16 protein-coding genes are annotated in these 16,697 nt (G+C 51.2%); 3 read left to right on the top strand and 13 right to left on the bottom strand.

Annotation, left to right across the window (positions count from 1 at the left end):
- Positions 1 to 4: 4 nt before the first annotated feature.
- Positions 5 to 2,062 (bottom strand): protein-disulfide reductase DsbD domain-containing protein, encoded by a 2,058-nt coding sequence (locus WKJ03_RS12335; protein WP_337842517.1) that lies wholly within the window; start codon positions 2,060 to 2,062, stop codon positions 5 to 7.
- Between the two features lie 92 nt (positions 2,063 to 2,154).
- Positions 2,155 to 3,060 (bottom strand): LysR family transcriptional regulator, encoded by a 906-nt coding sequence (locus WKJ03_RS12340; RefSeq protein ID WP_337842518.1) that lies wholly within the window; start codon positions 3,058 to 3,060, stop codon positions 2,155 to 2,157.
- 100 nt (positions 3,061 to 3,160) lie between these two features.
- Between WKJ03_RS12340 and WKJ03_RS12345 the strand changes: the two genes are divergently transcribed.
- Together WKJ03_RS12345 and WKJ03_RS12350 are read left to right on the top strand one after the other, a co-directional pair.
- Positions 3,161 to 3,901, top strand: a complete 741-nt coding sequence (locus tag WKJ03_RS12345; RefSeq protein ID WP_337842519.1) for an SDR family oxidoreductase — start codon at positions 3,161 to 3,163, stop codon at positions 3,899 to 3,901.
- Between the two features lie 107 nt (positions 3,902 to 4,008).
- Positions 4,009 to 4,716, top strand: a complete 708-nt coding sequence (locus WKJ03_RS12350; protein WP_337842520.1) for a hypothetical protein — start codon at positions 4,009 to 4,011, stop codon at positions 4,714 to 4,716.
- Here WKJ03_RS12350 and WKJ03_RS12355 read toward each other — a convergent pair.
- From WKJ03_RS12355 to ccoG, 5 genes are all read right to left on the bottom strand, one after another.
- Positions 4,705 to 5,145: a hypothetical protein gene (locus WKJ03_RS12355; RefSeq protein WP_337842521.1), complete on the bottom strand. Its 441-nt coding sequence runs from the start codon at positions 5,143 to 5,145 to the stop codon at positions 4,705 to 4,707. The genes WKJ03_RS12350 and WKJ03_RS12355 overlap by 12 nt on opposite strands.
- A gap of 150 nt (positions 5,146 to 5,295) precedes the next feature.
- The gene (locus WKJ03_RS12360; RefSeq protein WP_337842522.1) at positions 5,296 to 5,928 is read right to left on the bottom strand and encodes a thiol:disulfide interchange protein DsbA/DsbL; all 633 of its coding nucleotides are present in this window, start codon (positions 5,926 to 5,928) and stop codon (positions 5,296 to 5,298) included.
- 11 nt (positions 5,929 to 5,939) lie between these two features.
- Positions 5,940 to 6,575 (bottom strand): thiol:disulfide interchange protein DsbA/DsbL, encoded by a 636-nt coding sequence (locus WKJ03_RS12365; protein WP_337842523.1) that lies wholly within the window; start codon positions 6,573 to 6,575, stop codon positions 5,940 to 5,942.
- 45 nt (positions 6,576 to 6,620) lie between these two features.
- Positions 6,621 to 7,601, bottom strand: coding sequence for a serine/threonine protein kinase (locus tag WKJ03_RS12370; RefSeq protein WP_337842524.1), 981 nt, complete (start codon positions 7,599 to 7,601; stop codon positions 6,621 to 6,623).
- Positions 7,602 to 7,693: 92 nt separating this feature from the next.
- On the bottom strand, positions 7,694 to 9,115 hold the full coding sequence (gene ccoG, locus WKJ03_RS12375; RefSeq protein ID WP_337842525.1) for a cytochrome c oxidase accessory protein CcoG: 1,422 nt from the start codon (positions 9,113 to 9,115) through the stop codon (positions 7,694 to 7,696).
- Positions 9,116 to 9,403: 288 nt separating this feature from the next.
- Between ccoG and WKJ03_RS12380 the strand changes: the two genes are divergently transcribed.
- A complete protein-coding gene (locus WKJ03_RS12380; protein ID WP_337842526.1) occupies positions 9,404 to 9,772 on the top strand; it encodes a hypothetical protein in 369 nt (122 codons plus the stop codon).
- A gap of 5 nt (positions 9,773 to 9,777) precedes the next feature.
- Here the strand turns inward: WKJ03_RS12380 and WKJ03_RS12385 are convergent, their stop codons facing one another.
- The 6 genes from WKJ03_RS12385 to WKJ03_RS12410 form a co-directional block, all read right to left on the bottom strand.
- On the bottom strand, positions 9,778 to 11,865 hold the full coding sequence (locus WKJ03_RS12385) for a peptidase domain-containing ABC transporter (protein ID WP_337842527.1): 2,088 nt from the start codon (positions 11,863 to 11,865) through the stop codon (positions 9,778 to 9,780).
- A gap of 30 nt (positions 11,866 to 11,895) precedes the next feature.
- A complete protein-coding gene (locus WKJ03_RS12390; RefSeq protein WP_337842528.1) occupies positions 11,896 to 12,168 on the bottom strand; it encodes a hypothetical protein in 273 nt (90 codons plus the stop codon).
- A 52-nt stretch (positions 12,169 to 12,220) separates the two neighbouring features.
- Complete coding sequence (locus WKJ03_RS12395) at positions 12,221 to 12,436, bottom strand: hypothetical protein (protein ID WP_337842529.1); 216 nt, start codon at positions 12,434 to 12,436, stop codon at positions 12,221 to 12,223.
- A gap of 19 nt (positions 12,437 to 12,455) precedes the next feature.
- Positions 12,456 to 12,671 carry a hypothetical protein gene (locus tag WKJ03_RS12400; RefSeq protein WP_337842530.1) on the bottom strand — a complete coding sequence of 72 codons (216 nt, stop codon included), beginning with the start codon at positions 12,669 to 12,671 and terminating at the stop codon, positions 12,456 to 12,458.
- Positions 12,672 to 12,690: 19 nt separating this feature from the next.
- On the bottom strand, positions 12,691 to 13,833 hold the full coding sequence (locus WKJ03_RS12405) for an HlyD family efflux transporter periplasmic adaptor subunit (protein WP_337842531.1): 1,143 nt from the start codon (positions 13,831 to 13,833) through the stop codon (positions 12,691 to 12,693).
- A 649-nt stretch (positions 13,834 to 14,482) separates the two neighbouring features.
- Complete coding sequence (locus tag WKJ03_RS12410; RefSeq protein ID WP_337842532.1) at positions 14,483 to 16,519, bottom strand: S9 family peptidase; 2,037 nt, start codon at positions 16,517 to 16,519, stop codon at positions 14,483 to 14,485.
- Positions 16,520 to 16,697: the final 178 nt, after the last annotated feature.

Here is a 16,697-nt window from a genome sequence, read left to right on the forward strand (position 1 = left end):
GGTTTTACTCCCCTTGAGTTGAGTTTTTACGACTGAGTTGTTCCAGCGCCTGACGTACAGAATCGGGTGTCAGGATCTGGGGCAGAATTTCTGGCGGCTGACCTGGCCAGTACACCACATACAAAGGCACACCATCGCGCTGAAACTGGCGCAGGTAGGCCGTAATAGCCGGGTCTTTGCGTGTCCAGTCGCCTTTCAGGTAGTGCACACCGTACAGTGTCATGGCAGCTTTGCTGCTGTCGGTGTTGAGCGCCACCCGTTCATTGACCAGACAGGTAATGCACCAGTCGGCGGTCATATTAACCAGCACTGGCTTGCCTTCGCTGATCAGTTGCTGCATCCGGCTGTCAGTCCAGGGCTGACTGTGGTCCGTCGCCGCATCTCCCTGAGCCTGCTGCACCTGTTGCGGTAACAGCAGCGCCAACATGGCCAGAGCGGCCACCGCCAGCAGCCAGGTTTTCGGCTGCCGGCCCAGCTGGACCAGCCCCCAAATCCAGCAGGCAGCCACCAGCGCTACCCCCCCCACCAGCGCCAGTGCCATCGCATCCAGTCCTTGCTGACGGCCATACACCCATAACAACCAGACAGCGCTCAGGTACAGAGGATAAGCCAGCCCTTGTTTCAGCAGCTCCATCCAGGGGCCGGGCTGAGGCAATTTGCGTCCCAAGGCAGGCCAAAAGCCCAACAACAAAAATGGCAAGGCCATGCCCAGACCCAAAGCCGCAAAAATACTTAAGGCTGACCAGGCCGGCTGCGATGCCGCGTAGCCCAGCGCAGTGCCCATAAAAGGCGCTGTGCAGGGGCTGGCAACCACGACAGCCAGAATGCCGGTGAACAAGGCGCCCTGTTTCCCTTCACGCGCCGTCAGCGCCTGACCGGTATTCATCAGGCCCGCTCCCAATTGCATTAAGCCGGATAAACTTAACCCCAGCACCAGCAGTAAATATGCCAGCCCTAATACTACCCAGGCCTGCTGCAACTGAAAGCCCCAGCCAATCACCTCACCTGCCGAACGTAAACTGAGCATCACCCCGGCCAGAGCGACAAAACTCAGCACCACACCAGCGCAATACCACAGGGCTTCACTGCGGGCAGACTGTTGACCTGCCTGTTGCTGCGCCAGGCTCAGGGCCTTAAAACTCAGTACCGGAAAGACACAGGGCATCAGGTTCAGCACCAGTCCTCCGGCTCCGGCCAGCAGCAACATCCAGAGCCACTGCAGCCACTCTGTCTGTGGCTTTGGCATTGGCACCAACAGCTGCTGATTAAACTGCAGTGTGGCACTGACCGCGCCGGCTGCGGTTTGCAGTACCAGCGGGATCTCTGCAGGTGCCGTACTGAAATAGGTATTTTGTGGCTGACGTAATAACAACTGCCCGTCAACCCAGTCGATGCTCTGCGCCGCCGAATGATCGACCAGTTCGGTCCCGCCGACAAAAAAAGCACCGACTTTTAAATCTTCAGGCAGCGGCAACACGGCTGAAAAAGTGCCATTTTGTACCTCAAACCGACCTTGTTGTGGCAGCGGTTTGGGTTGCTGTTGCCTTGCCTGCTCAAACAGGGCACTGTAGTTTTTACTGAGCTCAGCCTGGCTCCCAACCGGGATCTTCAGTTGCAGCACAGCTTCAGACGGGATGCAGATCTCTGCACAGACCAGCCAGTCCACTTTGGCCGAAACCGGCAACCAGTCGCCCTGAAAATCCGGGCTGAGCTGCAGTTGGGTCAGCAGCAGGGTCGGACCTTCAAAACCATAATTCACCAAAGGCGGTACCCGTATTGCCTGGGGCGCGGGCCATTGAATGGGCCCGGCGGTCACTCCTGCAGGCAAAGTCCACTCAATACGGGTCGCCAAACCGGAATCCCCGGGGTTCAGCCAGTAGGTATGCCAGTGTTCGGTGGGAATAAAATGCAGCGCCAGCGTCAGCTGTTGGCCAGGTTTAACCTGCTGGTAGTCACTGACCAGCTCGGCCTTTAACTCGGTGGCCTGGACCCAGCCCGAACTTTGCGCCCGGACCGAAGGTATCAGCAGACTCAGCAGCACAATAAAAACAAAAATTCTCACAACCTGCTCTGCGACAATTAAAGGTTCTTAACAGTCTACGGTGTTTTTCTTTTATCGATCAGCCACCAACCGCAGCAGAGCTGCTGTTTAACTCAGTCTGAGACTGACCAGTCTGTTTGGCTAAGCTGACGGACCAGCTCGTCGTACAGCAAACGAATACGCTCCGGCACAGGGCCGCGTTGTGGTCGGTATACCGACAAAGGCCAAGGGTCGGGCTGGTAGGGAATCAACAGCCGGGTCAGCAACCCCTGGCGCACCGCCTGATGGGCACTGAAGTTGGCCAGCTGGCCTATGCCAATACCGGCAAGCACAGCATCCAGCTCTGCTTCTGCCTCAGTCACCAGGATCCGGAACTCTTTGGGTTGCCAATGCTGCCCCTGACTGAAATACCACAACCAGGGCCGCCCGGTATTCACATCCATCATGCCTGTCAGCGGCCAGCCACTCAGTTCAGCCGGACTGTGCGGCTGGCCACGCTCTGCCAGTAAAGCAGGGCTGGCCACCACCCACATGCTGATACTGCCCACAGTGCGGGCGATAAATCTGTTGTCACGGATCACTCCGGCCCGGATGCCAATATCGATTTGGTCATCCACCACATCACTGAGTTGGTCAGTCAGGCGAACATCCAACTGAATAGCCGGATAACGTTGCAAAAAACTGTTCAGCAAGGGCATCAGTACAGCACGCATCGAACGGGGTGCTGTCAGTCTGACCAACCCCTGTGCCTGTGCCGGTTTGATTTGGCGCTGATTCAGCAAAGCGTCCAGTTGCTGCAGCTGCTGCCTGGCCTGCAGCGCAAATGTTTCACCAAAACGGGTCAAACGGATATGACGGGTACTGCGATGAAACAGCATCTCTCCAAGCTGATGCTCTAACTGTTGTACCGCTCGGGTCACGGCCTGGGGCGATACCGCCAACCTGTTGGCCGCCGCCTTAAAGCTGTCAGACTCCGCAGCTGCGCAGAACAGCCGTAATAACTCCAGATTGTTGGCCATTTTTATTCCTATTTATGGAATTATAAAATCAAGATATTTCCATTTTTTGTGCTAGTCCAGGCTTTTATACTGCTCAGCAATTCAACAGAGGAGACAAAGCATGACCATCGCAAACAAAGTTGTACTTATTACTGGTGCCAGTTCAGGTCTGGGCGAAAGCACGGCAGAACACCTGGCCGCCAAAGGTGCCAAGCTGGTGTTGGTTGCCCGCCGTGAAGACCGGTTGCAGCAGTTGGTAGCGCGGATCCATGCCACGGGCGGTGAAGCTGTGTACCAGCTGGTGGACGTGACCCAAGCGGAACAGCTGCGACAGGCGGTACAGCTGGCACTGACGACTTATGGCCGGCTGGATGTGATAGTCAATAACGCCGGGGTAATGGCCATAGCCCCAATGAGCGAAGTCCGCACAGACGAATGGGACCGGATGATCGATATCAATATCAAAGGTGTGCTCTATGGCATTGCTGCCGCTTTACCTGTGTTCCAGCAGCAACAAAGCGGCCATGTGATCAATATCTCGTCAGTGGCTGGCACCAAGGTGTTCAGTCCGGGTGGCACCGTCTACAGCGGCACCAAATTTGCCGTACGGGCCATCAGTGAGGGGTTACGCCATGAAGTTGGCGGTACCATCCGTACCACGGTGATTTCACCGGGAGCTGTTGATTCCGAACTGAAACATGGCAGTGCGCACGCTGCCAGTGCAGAGTTTGTTGAATCCTTCTACAAGCAAAATGCAATTCCGGCCAGCTCCGTTGCCAGAGCTATTGCTTATGCCATTGAACAACCTGCCGATGTCGACATCAGTGAAGTGGTGTTACGCCCAACAGTGCAGGAATTCTAAACCTGTGACAAAGGCCACAACAGGTGGCCTTTTTTATTTGAGTTTTCTTTTATTCCGGTCGCTCTGAATTTGGGTCGTTTTGCGCAGGCAACAGGATTCCCTGTTTTATGTTACTTACTTCGTCTCTGGCACCAGCTATGCTTGCTGCAATGAACAGCTTTCACTCTGAGTATTGGATGCGGTTTGCCAGTTTCACTGCCCTGCTACTTTTTTGGGTCCTGCCCCTGCATGCCTGTGAGTTCTCTGCCAGCATAGAGCCAGATTGTGCTGAGGAACTGGAAGAGGAGCTGGAGGCCCCCCTCAAACTGCAACGCAGCACCAATCTGCTGCACCTGCCTACCCGACAGCAAGCCCTCGCGTTTCCGGTGGTCCCATCCCGAAGAACAGACGAATACACTAAACCTTATGTGGTGGCTTATTTTAAGGAAGTGCAGCTGGCCGTCGTCTGGGTGTTTGAAACCAAAGGACGCAGCGTTTATCTGGTGCATTTGCACAGCGGTGAACAAACCCAGGTCAATGGTTTTCCATTGCTGTCTCCAGACAGGAAACGACTGCTGGTCTATTCCGAAGCCACCACTGATAAAGACAATGCCAAACTGCTGGCCATTTATCGTCTGACTAAACAAGGCAAGCTGACTCCTGAACTGGCGCTCAGCGGCGATGACAACAGGCTGCAACCCTGGAACCCTGTTGACGTAGCCTGGCAAAGCCCGACCAAAGTGCGTTTTGTCCGTTTGTATCACTCAGCCGGTCAACAACAGCAACAGCATCATGTATTGGAGTTCAGCGAACGGCAGTGGCGCTTAGTGCAATAACCCCGACGGTTCCGGCTGGATCCAGACGGATTGCTGACTGTAGTGTTGACGCCATTTCAGTTGCTGGTAATCCTGCCTGAACTGAGCAACCTGCGTCAGTACTGCCAGGGCAGCTGGATGTTCAGCAGCCATTTGCGCAGCCCCCAGCTCAAACCAGTGCAATGCCTGACGCAAAGTCCGCTGACTGCGACGCCAGCGTTTTTGTCTGGCATAAGACTCGGCCAGATTACGGATGGTCGCTGCCAGGCAGAAGGTCGGCAGACAAGCCTGTTCCTGCGCCAGCTCCGCCGGACTTTCAATAAAGCAGCTGTGAAACCACACAGGCCAGACATCTTTCAGCGCCTGCCGGTAACAGTATTCAGCCTGAGCAGGCTGATGTGCCGCCAAAGCCTTGTTTCCGGCCTGCATTTGTTGTTGCCAGTAGTCCATAACCAGACCTCATTTGAGAATTACTCGCATTTAGTCTGCCTGATCTGACAAAAGTTCACCAGTCTGTCCGGCACAAAAAGTAGGTTGGCCTTTTTCAGGCTGACAAAAACAACAAAGCCGGCAAATGCCGGCTTCAGAACAAGAAAAAGATCAGTCTTTTTTCGCCAGCAGGTATGCCACCAGATCATTCAATTGCTGCTGGAACTGAGCTGAGTCCAGGCCATCCAGTTTCACCCGGTACTTGCCGTTGACTATCAGGGTTGGTACCCCTCGCAGCGCCTCAGCCTGAGTGTAAAACTCCTGCCGCTGTTTCAGGACCTGAGCTTCGGACTGAATTTTCGGGCTGACCACACCTGCGTCATAGACCATAGCCGGAATGTCATTTACCAGCATCAGGCTGCGAATATCATGAGCGTTGCTGAAACTGGCTCGCTGCTGATGCAGGTAATTAAAAATAGCATCGGCAATACGGTCCCCCTGGCCTGCACTCTCGGCAACCAGATAGGCTTTACCCAACTCGGCCTGCAGTTCAGCCGGGGCTGCCCGTAAAAAGTCGACATGGTTCCGGATCAGTTTCTGACCTTTGGGCAGGCTTTTATTCAATTGCTGGGCAAAGGGTTCAAAGGCTTTGCAGTGTGGGCAATAAAACGAAAAAAATTCCACCACTTCAGGAGTGGCCGTTTTGGGTGTTTCCAGCACTTCATAGTGTTTTCCGGCTTCGAATTGCGCCGCCAACAGCAGAGATGGCAACAGCACCAGCGCAGCAAGCAAAGTTCTCAACATAGTTATGCCCCTTATTTCAGTGCCAGCAGATAGGCAACCAGCTCGTTGAATTCCTGCTCCTGATTGTCACGGCTCAGACCCTGGTTCAGAATTTTGTATTTGCCGTTCACGACAAACATAGGCACACCACTCAGCACACGTCGGCTGGTCAGATTGTCCTGATCCTTTTTCATTTGCTTGGCAGCGCCAACCACTGTGAAACTTTTAATGGCTTTGTCGTAGGTGGCTGCATCAATCCCCAGACCAACCACGACCGCTTTAATATCTTCATCCGACGCAAAGGCTTTGCGGTCTACATGAATATGGTTAAACAACGCGCTGGCGGCTTCGTCGCCCTTGCCCAGATTTTTAGCCACCAGATAAGCACGCACCACAGTGTTCTGAATTTCCGGGCTGGCATGACGTAAAAAATCGACATGCACTTTTTTCAGTTCAGTCCCTGCAGGCAACTTTTTGCTCAGTGCCTGAACTTTGGGTTCAAAGCCAAAACAGGCTGGGCAATAAAACGAGAAAAACTCTTTGACTTCAGGCTTGGCCGTTGCCTGCTCGGCAATCACTTCATAATGTGTGCCTTCTTCAAACTGCGCTGCCCACGCCGACAGTGGCAGAACTAAAGCAGCTAAAACCCATGTTGCTAACTTCTTCATGTTTTGTTCCTTGGTATTCTTACTAAAGTTTACTTTATCAAATCTTTACCACTGCGGCATCAGGCTGAGTGGTTGCTCGCCACAGCGTTTCAGCTGCTCATCCAGCACCTTCAGTTGTTGCTGCCAGTACTCTGAACTGCTGAACCAGGGGAAATGCCGGGCAAACGCCGGATCATCCCAACGCTGCGCCAACCAGGCCATATATGACACCTGACGCATAGCCCGCAACGGTTCAATCAAGGTCAGCTCTTTGGCTGCAAAATCACAAAATTGTTCATATTCGTCAAGCAATAAGCCCAGTTGCATTTGTTGCTCCGCTCTGTCGCCGTGCAACAACAGCCAGAGGTCCTGCACCGCCGGACCCATTCTGCAATCATCAAAATCGAGCAACATGACCTGTTCATTGGCCCAGACTAAGTTGCCTGGATGGCAATCTCCATGCAGCCGGATTTGTCGTTCAGGCCGATACAGCTGACCCGCTTTCTGCTGCAATTGTTGCAGCACCGCAGAGAATTCCCGCTCCAGAGTTTTCGGGATAAAACCACTGTTCAGCAGTACGTCAGAGCTTTGCCCCAGCATTTGTGCGGCACTGAACTCAGGCCTGTGCTGGAAGCCTTTGCCTGCAGCCACCTGATGTAAGCGCCCCAACAAAGCACCGGTTTGCAGCAGATGTTCATCCTGATCAGGCTCAAACTGCCGCCCACCCAGGCTTGGGTAAATCGCCAGATAACTGCCCTGATAAGGCAATACATATTCAGCATCACGCTGCACCGCTTGTGCCACCGGGATCTCAGCCGCTACCAGTTCTGCCACAAACTGATGTTCTTCCTGCAACTGAGCCAGGCTCCAGCGTTCTGGCCGGTAAAACTTTACCACCCAGTTTTTTCTGTCCTGATCTTTAAATTGATAGACCCGGTTTTCGTAACTGTTCAGTGGCAATAAGCCGGATGCCACGTCGAAGCCATAATGCCAGAGTGCGTCCAGCATAAAATCCGGGGTCAGATGCTCAAAATGAAACTGGCTCATAAGGTTCTGTCACAGAACAAAGGTGGTCGCATCATACTGGGTTTAAGCAGAAGGACCAAGCCCAGAGCAGCCTGGTCCTGTAGTTCAGGGATTTAGCGGGCTGAGAAGAATTTACTGCCCTGACTCAGACTGACCTCAGATTCGTCTTTGTCCTGCAGCACAAACTCAATATCCAGCACAGGTTTATTCGCATGCACTGGGTCCAGAGCCAGGCTGATTGGCAAATTAGCGGTTTCGCCCCCCAGGACCGTCAACTCCTGAGCACCAATCCAGTTCAGCCCGTCAATGCCACTCACCGACAACAGGTAGGTTTGCTCGGTCTGAGATTTATTGATGATCTTCAGTGTGTAGGTATTTTCTATCAGACCTTCATTGGTTTCACGGAATAAGGCTCCACGATCGCGCACTATGTCCATCATCACCGGTTTGCGTACCACCAAGGTCCAGGCAAAAGCCGAACATACCGCCAGCAATACCAAGAAATATCCCACCAGTTTGCCTCGCACCACTTTAGTGGTTTTACCTTCCAGGCTGTGTTCTGTGGTGTAGCTGATCAGGCCCTTGGCATAGCCCATTTTTTCCATGGTATCGTCGCAGGCATCAATACAGGCACCACAGTTAATACATTCGTACTGCAAGCCGTTACGGATATCGATGCCGGTTGGGCATACATGCACACAAAGGTTGCAGTCAATGCAGTCCCCCAGGCCTTTGGCCTGATAGTCGGTGTCTTTGCGTGACCTTGGACCACGGCTTTCGCCGCGTTTCGCATCATAAGTGACGGTAAAGGTGTCTTTATCAAACATGGCCGACTGAAAGCGGGCATAAGGGCAGATATGGGTACACATGATTTCACGCATCCAGCCCGCATTGCCGTATGTGCAGAACATAAAAAACAGCACTGACACGACAGCCCAAAAACTGGCGTTGAAGCTGAAAAATTCGACAAAAAGCTGGGTAACAGGGGTGAAATAGCCGACAAAAATCAGCGCCGTGAGCAATGAAAAAGCCAGCCAGCAGAAGTGCGTGAAACCTTTTTTCCAGACTTTGGCAGCTGACCAGGGGTCTTTGTCCAGCTTCATCCTGTGGTTCCGACTCCCCTGAATTTTCTCTTCAAACCAGATAAAAATAAAGGTCCAGACCGTCTGCGGGCACATATAGCCGCACCAGACCCGTCCATAAAAAGTAGTGACAAAAAATAAAGCAAAGGCACCGATGACAAAAATCCAGGCCAGAATAGTGAAATCCTGCGGCCAGAGAGTCATGCCAAAAATATTGAACTTCTGTTCCACAATGTCGAGCAGAATGGCCTGCTGGCCATTGAACTGTAACCAGGGCAAGACCATAAAAAGCGCCATAAAGATAAAGCCCATATTCCGACGCAAGCGTTGATGCAAACCTTGCACAGCCCGCACGTAGATACGATCCCTTGGATTGTATTTACTGACAGCGGTCTCAGCTTTATGCACTTTTACATCGACCGGAATATTCTTGATGTCTATTTTGTTATCCACGCCCATACCTCGTACCACCAACTGACATTGAGTCTAGCAGGCGGTTCATTGCGGCTTGTTGACTCAGAACAAAGCCTGTGTTGTTTTTTGACCCAAACCGATTTTGCAAAAAGCGAGCCAGAAGACTCCATTATATAACACGATGATCTGTATTGGTTTTTAATCTACAGGGGCGCTGCCGCCTGTGAACAAAATTGACAGCCCACAGCCGCAGTGACCGCCCGGTTCACAGTGGCAGCCGCCTGAGGCTGTGTTATAACCAATACAAGGCCTCTGATTGAGACTGATATGCGTAAATTTCTGTTGTGCTGTTTGCTGCTGGCCCTGACGTTGACATTTTATGATCACCCCAGGGTGTTCCCTTATACTGAACCCCTGCTGGATTGGCTGGCTGAGCATATTTCACTACCCACGCAGAACAACAGCTCGGTCATCACCCGCAAAGTACAAAAGGCTTTTTATGCGATAGGTCAGGACTACGGTTCTGGACAGCAAGAGGCGTTGGCCAGGGCCAGTGCAGATTTAGACAGCCTGCTCAGATTCAAACGCGATTATTGTCAAAATGGCGATTTTCATCCTGTCTTGTTTGGTGAAGCGATGCAACGAGCCTGTGAGGTGTTAAAGCAATACCCTGGGCTTAAGCAGCTGCAGCATTGATACAACTAGCCAGCTGTATGCTGCAGCTGCTGCCGGACACAGGCAGTCACTTCTTTGAGCAGGCCCTGCTCCAACAAATAGATCCGATCAGCATTCAGAATGGTCTGAGGTCGGTGCGCTATCACAATACGGGTCAGTTGTAACTGGCTGATGGCGCTGTTAATTTGCTGCTCAGTCGCGATATCAAGCTGACTGCAGGCTTCATCAAGAAACAAAATTTTAGGCCTCCGGTACAAAGCCCTGGCCAGCAGCACCCGTTGTTTTTGTCCCCCCGACAAACTGCTGCCCATATCCCCGACCAACGCATTGTAACCCATGGGCATCTGTATGATTTCCTGATGAATGCCTGCCAACATGGCACAGTGCACCAGCAAATCCCAGTCAGGTTTGGGATCAAAAATACAGATATTGTCAGCCAGGCTGCCATTCAGTAACTGGTCATCCTGCATGACTGCAGCCACCTGAGCACGGTAATGCTTTAACCCCAGATGCTGGATATTCATGCTGTCCGCACAAACTTCACCGCTGTCCATAGCCAGCAGACCCAGCATCAGTTTCAACAAACTGGTTTTGCCACAACCTGAAGCGCCAATAATGGCAATATGTTCCCCGGCATTCACCTGTAACTGCAGGCTCTGGAATAAAAAAGGTTCAGTGACTGCATAACGAAAGCTCAGCTGACGCAACTCCAATTGTCCGGAAATCTGCCGGAAACTGGCGTCGCTTCCATCCTGCTCTTTCGCCGTCAGGCTGATATCGGCCAGGCGCTGCAGATGAAGACTGACCATCCGCAGCTCGATCAAGCGGTCAATCAGTGCAGAAGTCCGGCTGGTAAACTGATTCTTATAGGCTAAAAACGCCAGCAGCATGCCCACTGTCATTTGGTTCTGCAACACTGCCCAAGCCGCCAGATAGACGACCAGAATATTTTCCAGACCAAACAACAGCTGCTGGGCAGTGCTATAACCTATTTGCCAGCGCCCCAACCGGTATTGTTGGTTTACCGCATCTGCATAGCAGTTTTGCCACAAATTCAGCCTGTTACTCTGCTGACCAAACAGTTGCAAAGTCTGAATACCTCGCACTGTTTCCATAAAGTTACTTTGCTCTTTCGCTTTGCTGATGATGCTGACTTCTGTGCGGTGTTTTAGGGGTTTGTATAACAGCAGACGCAACAAAGCGTAAAGCAGCACAGCCCCGAGCACCACCAGCAATAAGTGGGCATTGTACAAATACATCATCAGCAATACAGAAAATGCCATTGCACCATCCACTACGGCCTCGACCAGGCTGCTGCTGAGCTGCTCGCGAATGCTGTCAAGAGAACCGAAACGCGACAGGATATCGCCCATATGGCGTTTCTCAAAATAACTGGCTGGCAAATGCAGCAAATGCCGAAACAGGTTAGTCGCCATCTGCAGGCTCAGACTGGATGACAAATGCAAAACGACCCAGCTGCGCAATGCAAAGGTCAGGTTTTGCAGCAACATCAATAAACCAAAACCCAACGCAAGCACCAGCAATAAGGGGGTGTCATGACTGACCAGTACTTCATCAACCACCAACTGGCTGTAATAAGGTGCCGCCAGTAAAAACAGCTGCAATACCAGAGACAACAGCATAAGCTTGGCAAGCGAAGGCCAAAGGCCCCTGCTATTTTGCCAGAATGAGTGCAGATGTAGCGGCTGACGCTCGTCTTTAGGCGAAAAATCGGATGTTGGTGTGAGCTCCAGCGCGATCCCGGTAAAGCTTTGATCCAACTCTTTTATCGGTACCAATCGTTCGCCACTGGCTGGATCACAGATTAAGGCACCGGAGCGGCGCACTCTGAGCAATACCACAAAGTGATTCATATTCCAGTGTAATATACAGGGCAGACGTAACTGCTTCAGCTCGTCTAACTCCAGCTTCAGAGCCCTCGGAGCCAGCTGCAACTGATCAGCCAATTGCATCAACTGCTGCAGATTAGCCCCTTTTAATGACACAGGATAACGGCTGCGTAATGTGGGTAAATCCAGCTTTAACCCATAATGCCCGGCCAGCATAGCCAGACAAGCCAACCCACATTCTGCCGCTTCGGCTTGATAAATCATTTAGCATTCCTTGCTAACTAGCTAAATTGTTTAGCTCTCCTTAGAAATATTCTTAAGCAACTGCTCTGTAAACTTAAGCCCTGTACCGTATTTCTTTCTATAGTAATTCACGGCTTTAGAGGGACTAAGCTTATATAATCCCATTAACTGCAAGTCTTCTTCTCGCACATTTCCAGGGTTATCAACTTTGCGTTTTTCCCTAGCAACCAAATGCGTCTGGTCTCTTTGCTCTGAATCTACAGATATAAAGAGTATAAAAAACACCATAACCAAAACAAAAAACACCCAGTAATAATCAGACATAAACACTCTCCTTAAAAGGTTAGGGGAATCACATCCCCCCAACCTTTAGTAATTACGGCATCATCTGGTATCCAGCATAAAATGCCAGTAACACCATGGCTCCAGCGGCAAATGGTGCAGCCCCAAAAGCTGCAAATACGCCAATGGTACCCAAAGATCCACCAAAAGTTGAAGAACCAATACCCAAGGCAAGCCCTATTGCTGCACCACCTTCAGCAAACCCACCTCCTTGGACTTCTTCAAGCTGCTGCTGATTTAATTCGATCATAACTATTACCCCTTTAGCTCTAGCTCGCCATTTGATAGCCAGCGTAAAAAGCCAGCCCCAACATCACTGTGACTGTCAGTGGGGCAGAAGCAAAAGCCAGCCCAGCACCCACAGCTCCCCAGCCAGAGCCAAACGCAGCGCTGCCAATCCCTAAGGATAATCCAAAGGCTCCAGCTCCCTGTAAAAAGCCTGCACCACTTACCTCTTGTACTTCATTTACTTGTAACTCTTTCATTTGTTCTCTCCTTGAAAGTTCAGAGCCTGCCTTTCAGGCTCAGCAAAGGCTCAAATAACCAGGCCAGCAGGCTACGGTTTTCGAGCACCACATCAGCACTTAACAACATGCCAGACTGCAACGGCATCTCCTTGTTGTAGGCGCGGATTGATTGGGATCCCAGCTGTACCTCCACTCTGTACACTGGCTCCTGAATAGAAAGTGGCATGGCGTTGTCCCCAGGCAACACTATGGCCTGAGCGGTTTTTATCACTTCCCCCTGAAAAGTCCCAAAGCGTTGATAAGGGAAAGCATCAAAGCGCAAGCGGGCCGCCTGTCCAGGCCGGACGAAACCATAAGCACGGGTTGGCACCAACAGCACAGCAGTCAACTCTGCATTCAACGGAACCAGCGTCAGCAAAGAGCCTCCGCTCTGAACCTGATTGCCTAACTCAGCCCATAAGCTGGTCACCCGGCCAGACACTGGTGCAGTTAACACCAATTCCTCATCCGCTTTTAGCTGAATACTCTGTTGCTGCAGCTGCGCCAGTTCTTGTTGTAAACTGGCTTGATGTTGCGCTTGCTCAGATGGAAGTCTGGCCAACTGGCCTTTGAGTTGCTGCTGGTAGTTCAGCTGATTTTGCTCGTTGCTTATGTGCTCGCTGAGCAATTGCTGAAGGCTAAAAATCTGTTCTTGCTGATTCTTGATACTGTCCTGACTGACCGCTCCCTGAAACCGCAATTTTTTAAGATCATCCAGACGCTCGTTTTGAAGCTGGATGCGCTGCTTCGTCAAACGCTGCTGATTTCTTGTCTGTTCCAGCAACAGTCGCCCACTTGCCAGTCTGGCCTCAAGCTCTTGCTGTTGTTGCTGGTATTGCTGATCCATCTGTTGATACCTGAGTAGCAACAACTGGCGCTGCTGAACAATACCCTGCTGTAAACTCTCAGCCAGACTTCCCCCTTCTGCCAGCTGCCCCTGAACCCTAAGGGCGAGCAGCGGTTGGCCCTGTTGTACTACGGTTCCGTCCTGAACCAGAAGCTGACTGATTACGCCAGATCGGGGAGCACTGATATGCGACTGTCCAGAGATAGGTTTTAGATAACCGGCGACGGTTTCGCGCCGATCAAAAGACGCCTGGCTTAAAAACAACAAAGCCAGACTGACAGCAGCGACAAGCAAAAGAGTAAGGAGTGTTGCCGAGACAGGCTGTAAGACCACGACTGAACCTTCCAATCGTAAGCTTTGGTGCTGTACTGCGTGAGGGCGAAACAATCCTTGTGTCATAGTCTGTGCCTTAATTTTTCGGCGACGACCAACAACCACCCAATCAGTTAACAATAAATTTACTCAACAAACCGTTTTTCTGCAAAAAAACTGAGCCTCTTTTTCCGTCGAAAAACCTAAAGTACTTATTTAGAGAGGAATTTAGTGGCTCAGAGCTAAAACAACGCCAATCCCCAGGCAACCAATTGCAGCAGCAACCAGTAAACCTGGTGCAGAGCGCCAATACCAGGGTTGACGGAGAAAAGCCGTCAGGCTCTGGTTTAACTCCTCCGGCCTGAACAAAGTAGACAGTAGTACCAGCAGTAGCGCTAATGAATAATAAAACCCTGATTGTGCGGCTGAATAGTCCGTCAGACGATAAGCAGAGTGAAGAATGAGCAGCAACAGAAAAAGCGTCTTTGCTGTACTCAGTGGCCACAATGGCTGAGCATTCTTTTCCATAATCCTAGACTCCTGTATTCGGGCTTCGACCGTGAAGCCCTGAATACAGGTATGATTGTTTAGTCACAGACTGTCAATAAAACCGGCTTCCCGGCGTCCCCTATCAGTCTTTACTCTTGTACTTATTAAACCAATAGGTGATGTAAGCCGGTTTCGCCATCAGGTTACTGGGGCGAATATGGATACCATGCGAGGCGCCAGGGATCCGCACCATGGCCGTTTCAACGCCACGCAATTGCAGCGCCTGATAAAACTGCTCAGTTTCAGAAATAGGCGTTCTGTGATCGGCCTCGCCCGTTATCAGCATGGTGGGAGTTTTGACATTGCCAACATAGCTGATGGGCGAATGTTTCAGATAATGTTGCGGGTTTTCCCAGGGCATAGCCGGAAACCAGTACTGGCTGAAATAGTTGTACATGTCGGCATTCAACACAAAACTGAACCAGTTTATTACCGGGTTTACCGCCACCGCAGCTTTAAAACGATCGGTATGTCCAACGATCCAGCTGGTTAACAAACCGCCACCGCTGCCCCCGGTTACAAATAGTTGCTCTGGGTCAATGAAGCCCTTCGCAATAGTGGCATCCACGGTATCCATCAGGTCGTTGTAGTCCTGACTTGGGAAGTTATGATGGATCAAATTCGCAAACTCCATACCATAACTGGTACTTCCGCGCGGGTTCGAATAAAGCACAACATAACCCTGAGCCGCCATGAGTTGCAGCTCCATCGCAAATACCGGGCCATAGGCCGTGTGGGGGCCCCCATGAATTTCCAGGATAAGAGGGTATTTTTTGCTAGGGTCAAAGTCTGGTGGCAGAATCAGCCAACTCTGAATTTCCCGCTGGTCTACAGAAGATTTCACCCAAAACTCTTCTACCTCGCCAATATCACGGGCCAGCTGTAGATCTTTATTCAGCCCCGTCAGTAGCCTGACTTCGCCACCTTTGTAATAGCCCAGTTCAGCCGGAGCCTGAGCTGACATTTTGGTATAGGCCAAAGCCCCATTATCGGCGACAGAGAAACTGCCTCCGGTATAAGGCCGGCTGTATGAAGTGCCTCCAACCTGTTGGACCAGTACCTTGCGTTTGCCTGATACTGGTTGTAAGGCAATTTTGCCTTCTGCGGCGTCATCATACTGGATATACAATGCATCGCTGTCCGCAGCCCAGGCATAACTGTCTACCGCTCTGTCCAGATCAGCGGTCAGGGCTTTCACTTCGCCAGATTTTAAGTTTCGCAGATACAGTTGATCAGCCTGATACGCGAGCTTTTTATCGTCGTAGCCAAGATAAGCCAACCATTTACCGTCTGGTGACAGTGTAGGGCTGTGGTCAGGTCCAAAACGATCCGTGATTTGCTTTAGCTGCTTATCAGCAATAGTCAGCTGATAAATCTCACTATTTTGTGCCTGAAGTCTTTTATCTGACTGACGATTGGCAGAAAAATAAAATGCTTTGCCATCGGCCTGCCAGCTAATCTCACCGCCGTGATCAAAATCGCCCTGAGTCAGTTGAACCGGGGTACCACCCTCTGCAGGCATCAGGTAGATCTGACGGTAACCGCTCGCCAGATAACCGCGACCATCAGCTCTGTACTGCATGGTATCGATGTAGATTGGTGGTTTGGCCCAATCATTCTGTTCTGGTTTACCTGGCAACTGAACCGGGTTTGCAGCTTTTTTTGCAGTAAACATTGAGAAAGCCAGCCATTGACCGTCTGGAGACCAGCTAACACCCGAAGGCGCGTTTGGCAAATGACTGATTTGTACCGTCTGGCCGCTATCCATCCAGCGCAGGTGGATCTGAGGTTTGCCAGAAGCCATAGAGATATAAGCCAGTTTCTTGCCGTCAGGCGACCAGACGGGCGAACTGATATCGTCTGTTTCAGCCAATAAAGGTCGAAGCTGCCCGGTTTTTGTATCCGACAACCAGAGTGAACCAATCCTCTTATCCAGCACTTGATCAAAACGGTTCCGTACAAACACCACGGCTGAGCCATCAGCTTTTATTTGTGGTTCCGACACATACTCCAGTTGAAATACATCTTCGTATTGCAATGGCTGGCCAGCTGTTGCCCCAAATGAGCAAACAGCAACAAAGCCCGCAACAAAAACCCCTGAGTGCAGCTTATTCTTCATCATCATTATCCTCTGCGAATGATGTCACGATAGTGCTTGGCTTTTTGTCTGTTGAACAGCGCAAGTGCGCCTGAAGGATAAAAATGCAAGATAGGGGGAAATTTGGTCGTTATTGCTCAAAGCAAAAAGCCCCTCGCTTTCGCGAAGGGCTTTTCTATTTATTGGGAGCCTGGCGGTG

Origin of the sequence: Rheinheimera sp. (genome assembly GCF_037442525.1) — a bacterium.
In the GTDB taxonomy this organism is placed as follows: domain Bacteria; phylum Pseudomonadota; class Gammaproteobacteria; order Enterobacterales; family Alteromonadaceae; genus Pararheinheimera.

What these genes read in the sequence shown, in the direction of transcription:
- WKJ03_RS12365 (WP_337842523.1), bottom strand. Translation starts at nt 6,575, where the DNA reads ATGAAGAAGTTAGCAACATGGGTTTTAGCTGCTTTAGTTCTGCCACTG.
- WKJ03_RS12400 (WP_337842530.1), bottom strand. Translation starts at nt 12,671, where the DNA reads ATGAAAGAGTTACAAGTAAATGAAGTACAAGAGGTAAGTGGTGCAGGC.
- WKJ03_RS12360 (WP_337842522.1), bottom strand. Translation starts at nt 5,928, where the DNA reads ATGTTGAGAACTTTGCTTGCTGCGCTGGTGCTGTTGCCATCTCTGCTG.
- WKJ03_RS12370 (WP_337842524.1), bottom strand. Translation starts at nt 7,601, where the DNA reads ATGAGCCAGTTTCATTTTGAGCATCTGACCCCGGATTTTATGCTGGAC.
- WKJ03_RS12390 (WP_337842528.1), bottom strand. Translation starts at nt 12,168, where the DNA reads ATGTCTGATTATTACTGGGTGTTTTTTGTTTTGGTTATGGTGTTTTTT.
- WKJ03_RS12395 (WP_337842529.1), bottom strand. Translation starts at nt 12,436, where the DNA reads ATGATCGAATTAAATCAGCAGCAGCTTGAAGAAGTCCAAGGAGGTGGG.
- WKJ03_RS12350 (WP_337842520.1), top strand. Translation starts at nt 4,009, where the DNA reads ATGTTACTTACTTCGTCTCTGGCACCAGCTATGCTTGCTGCAATGAAC.
- WKJ03_RS12380 (WP_337842526.1), top strand. Translation starts at nt 9,404, where the DNA reads ATGCGTAAATTTCTGTTGTGCTGTTTGCTGCTGGCCCTGACGTTGACA.
- WKJ03_RS12345 (WP_337842519.1), top strand. Translation starts at nt 3,161, where the DNA reads ATGACCATCGCAAACAAAGTTGTACTTATTACTGGTGCCAGTTCAGGT.
- WKJ03_RS12410 (WP_337842532.1), bottom strand. Translation starts at nt 16,519, where the DNA reads ATGAAGAATAAGCTGCACTCAGGGGTTTTTGTTGCGGGCTTTGTTGCT.
- WKJ03_RS12340 (WP_337842518.1), bottom strand. Translation starts at nt 3,060, where the DNA reads ATGGCCAACAATCTGGAGTTATTACGGCTGTTCTGCGCAGCTGCGGAG.
- WKJ03_RS12355 (WP_337842521.1), bottom strand. Translation starts at nt 5,145, where the DNA reads ATGGACTACTGGCAACAACAAATGCAGGCCGGAAACAAGGCTTTGGCG.
- WKJ03_RS12385 (WP_337842527.1), bottom strand. Translation starts at nt 11,865, where the DNA reads ATGATTTATCAAGCCGAAGCGGCAGAATGTGGGTTGGCTTGTCTGGCT.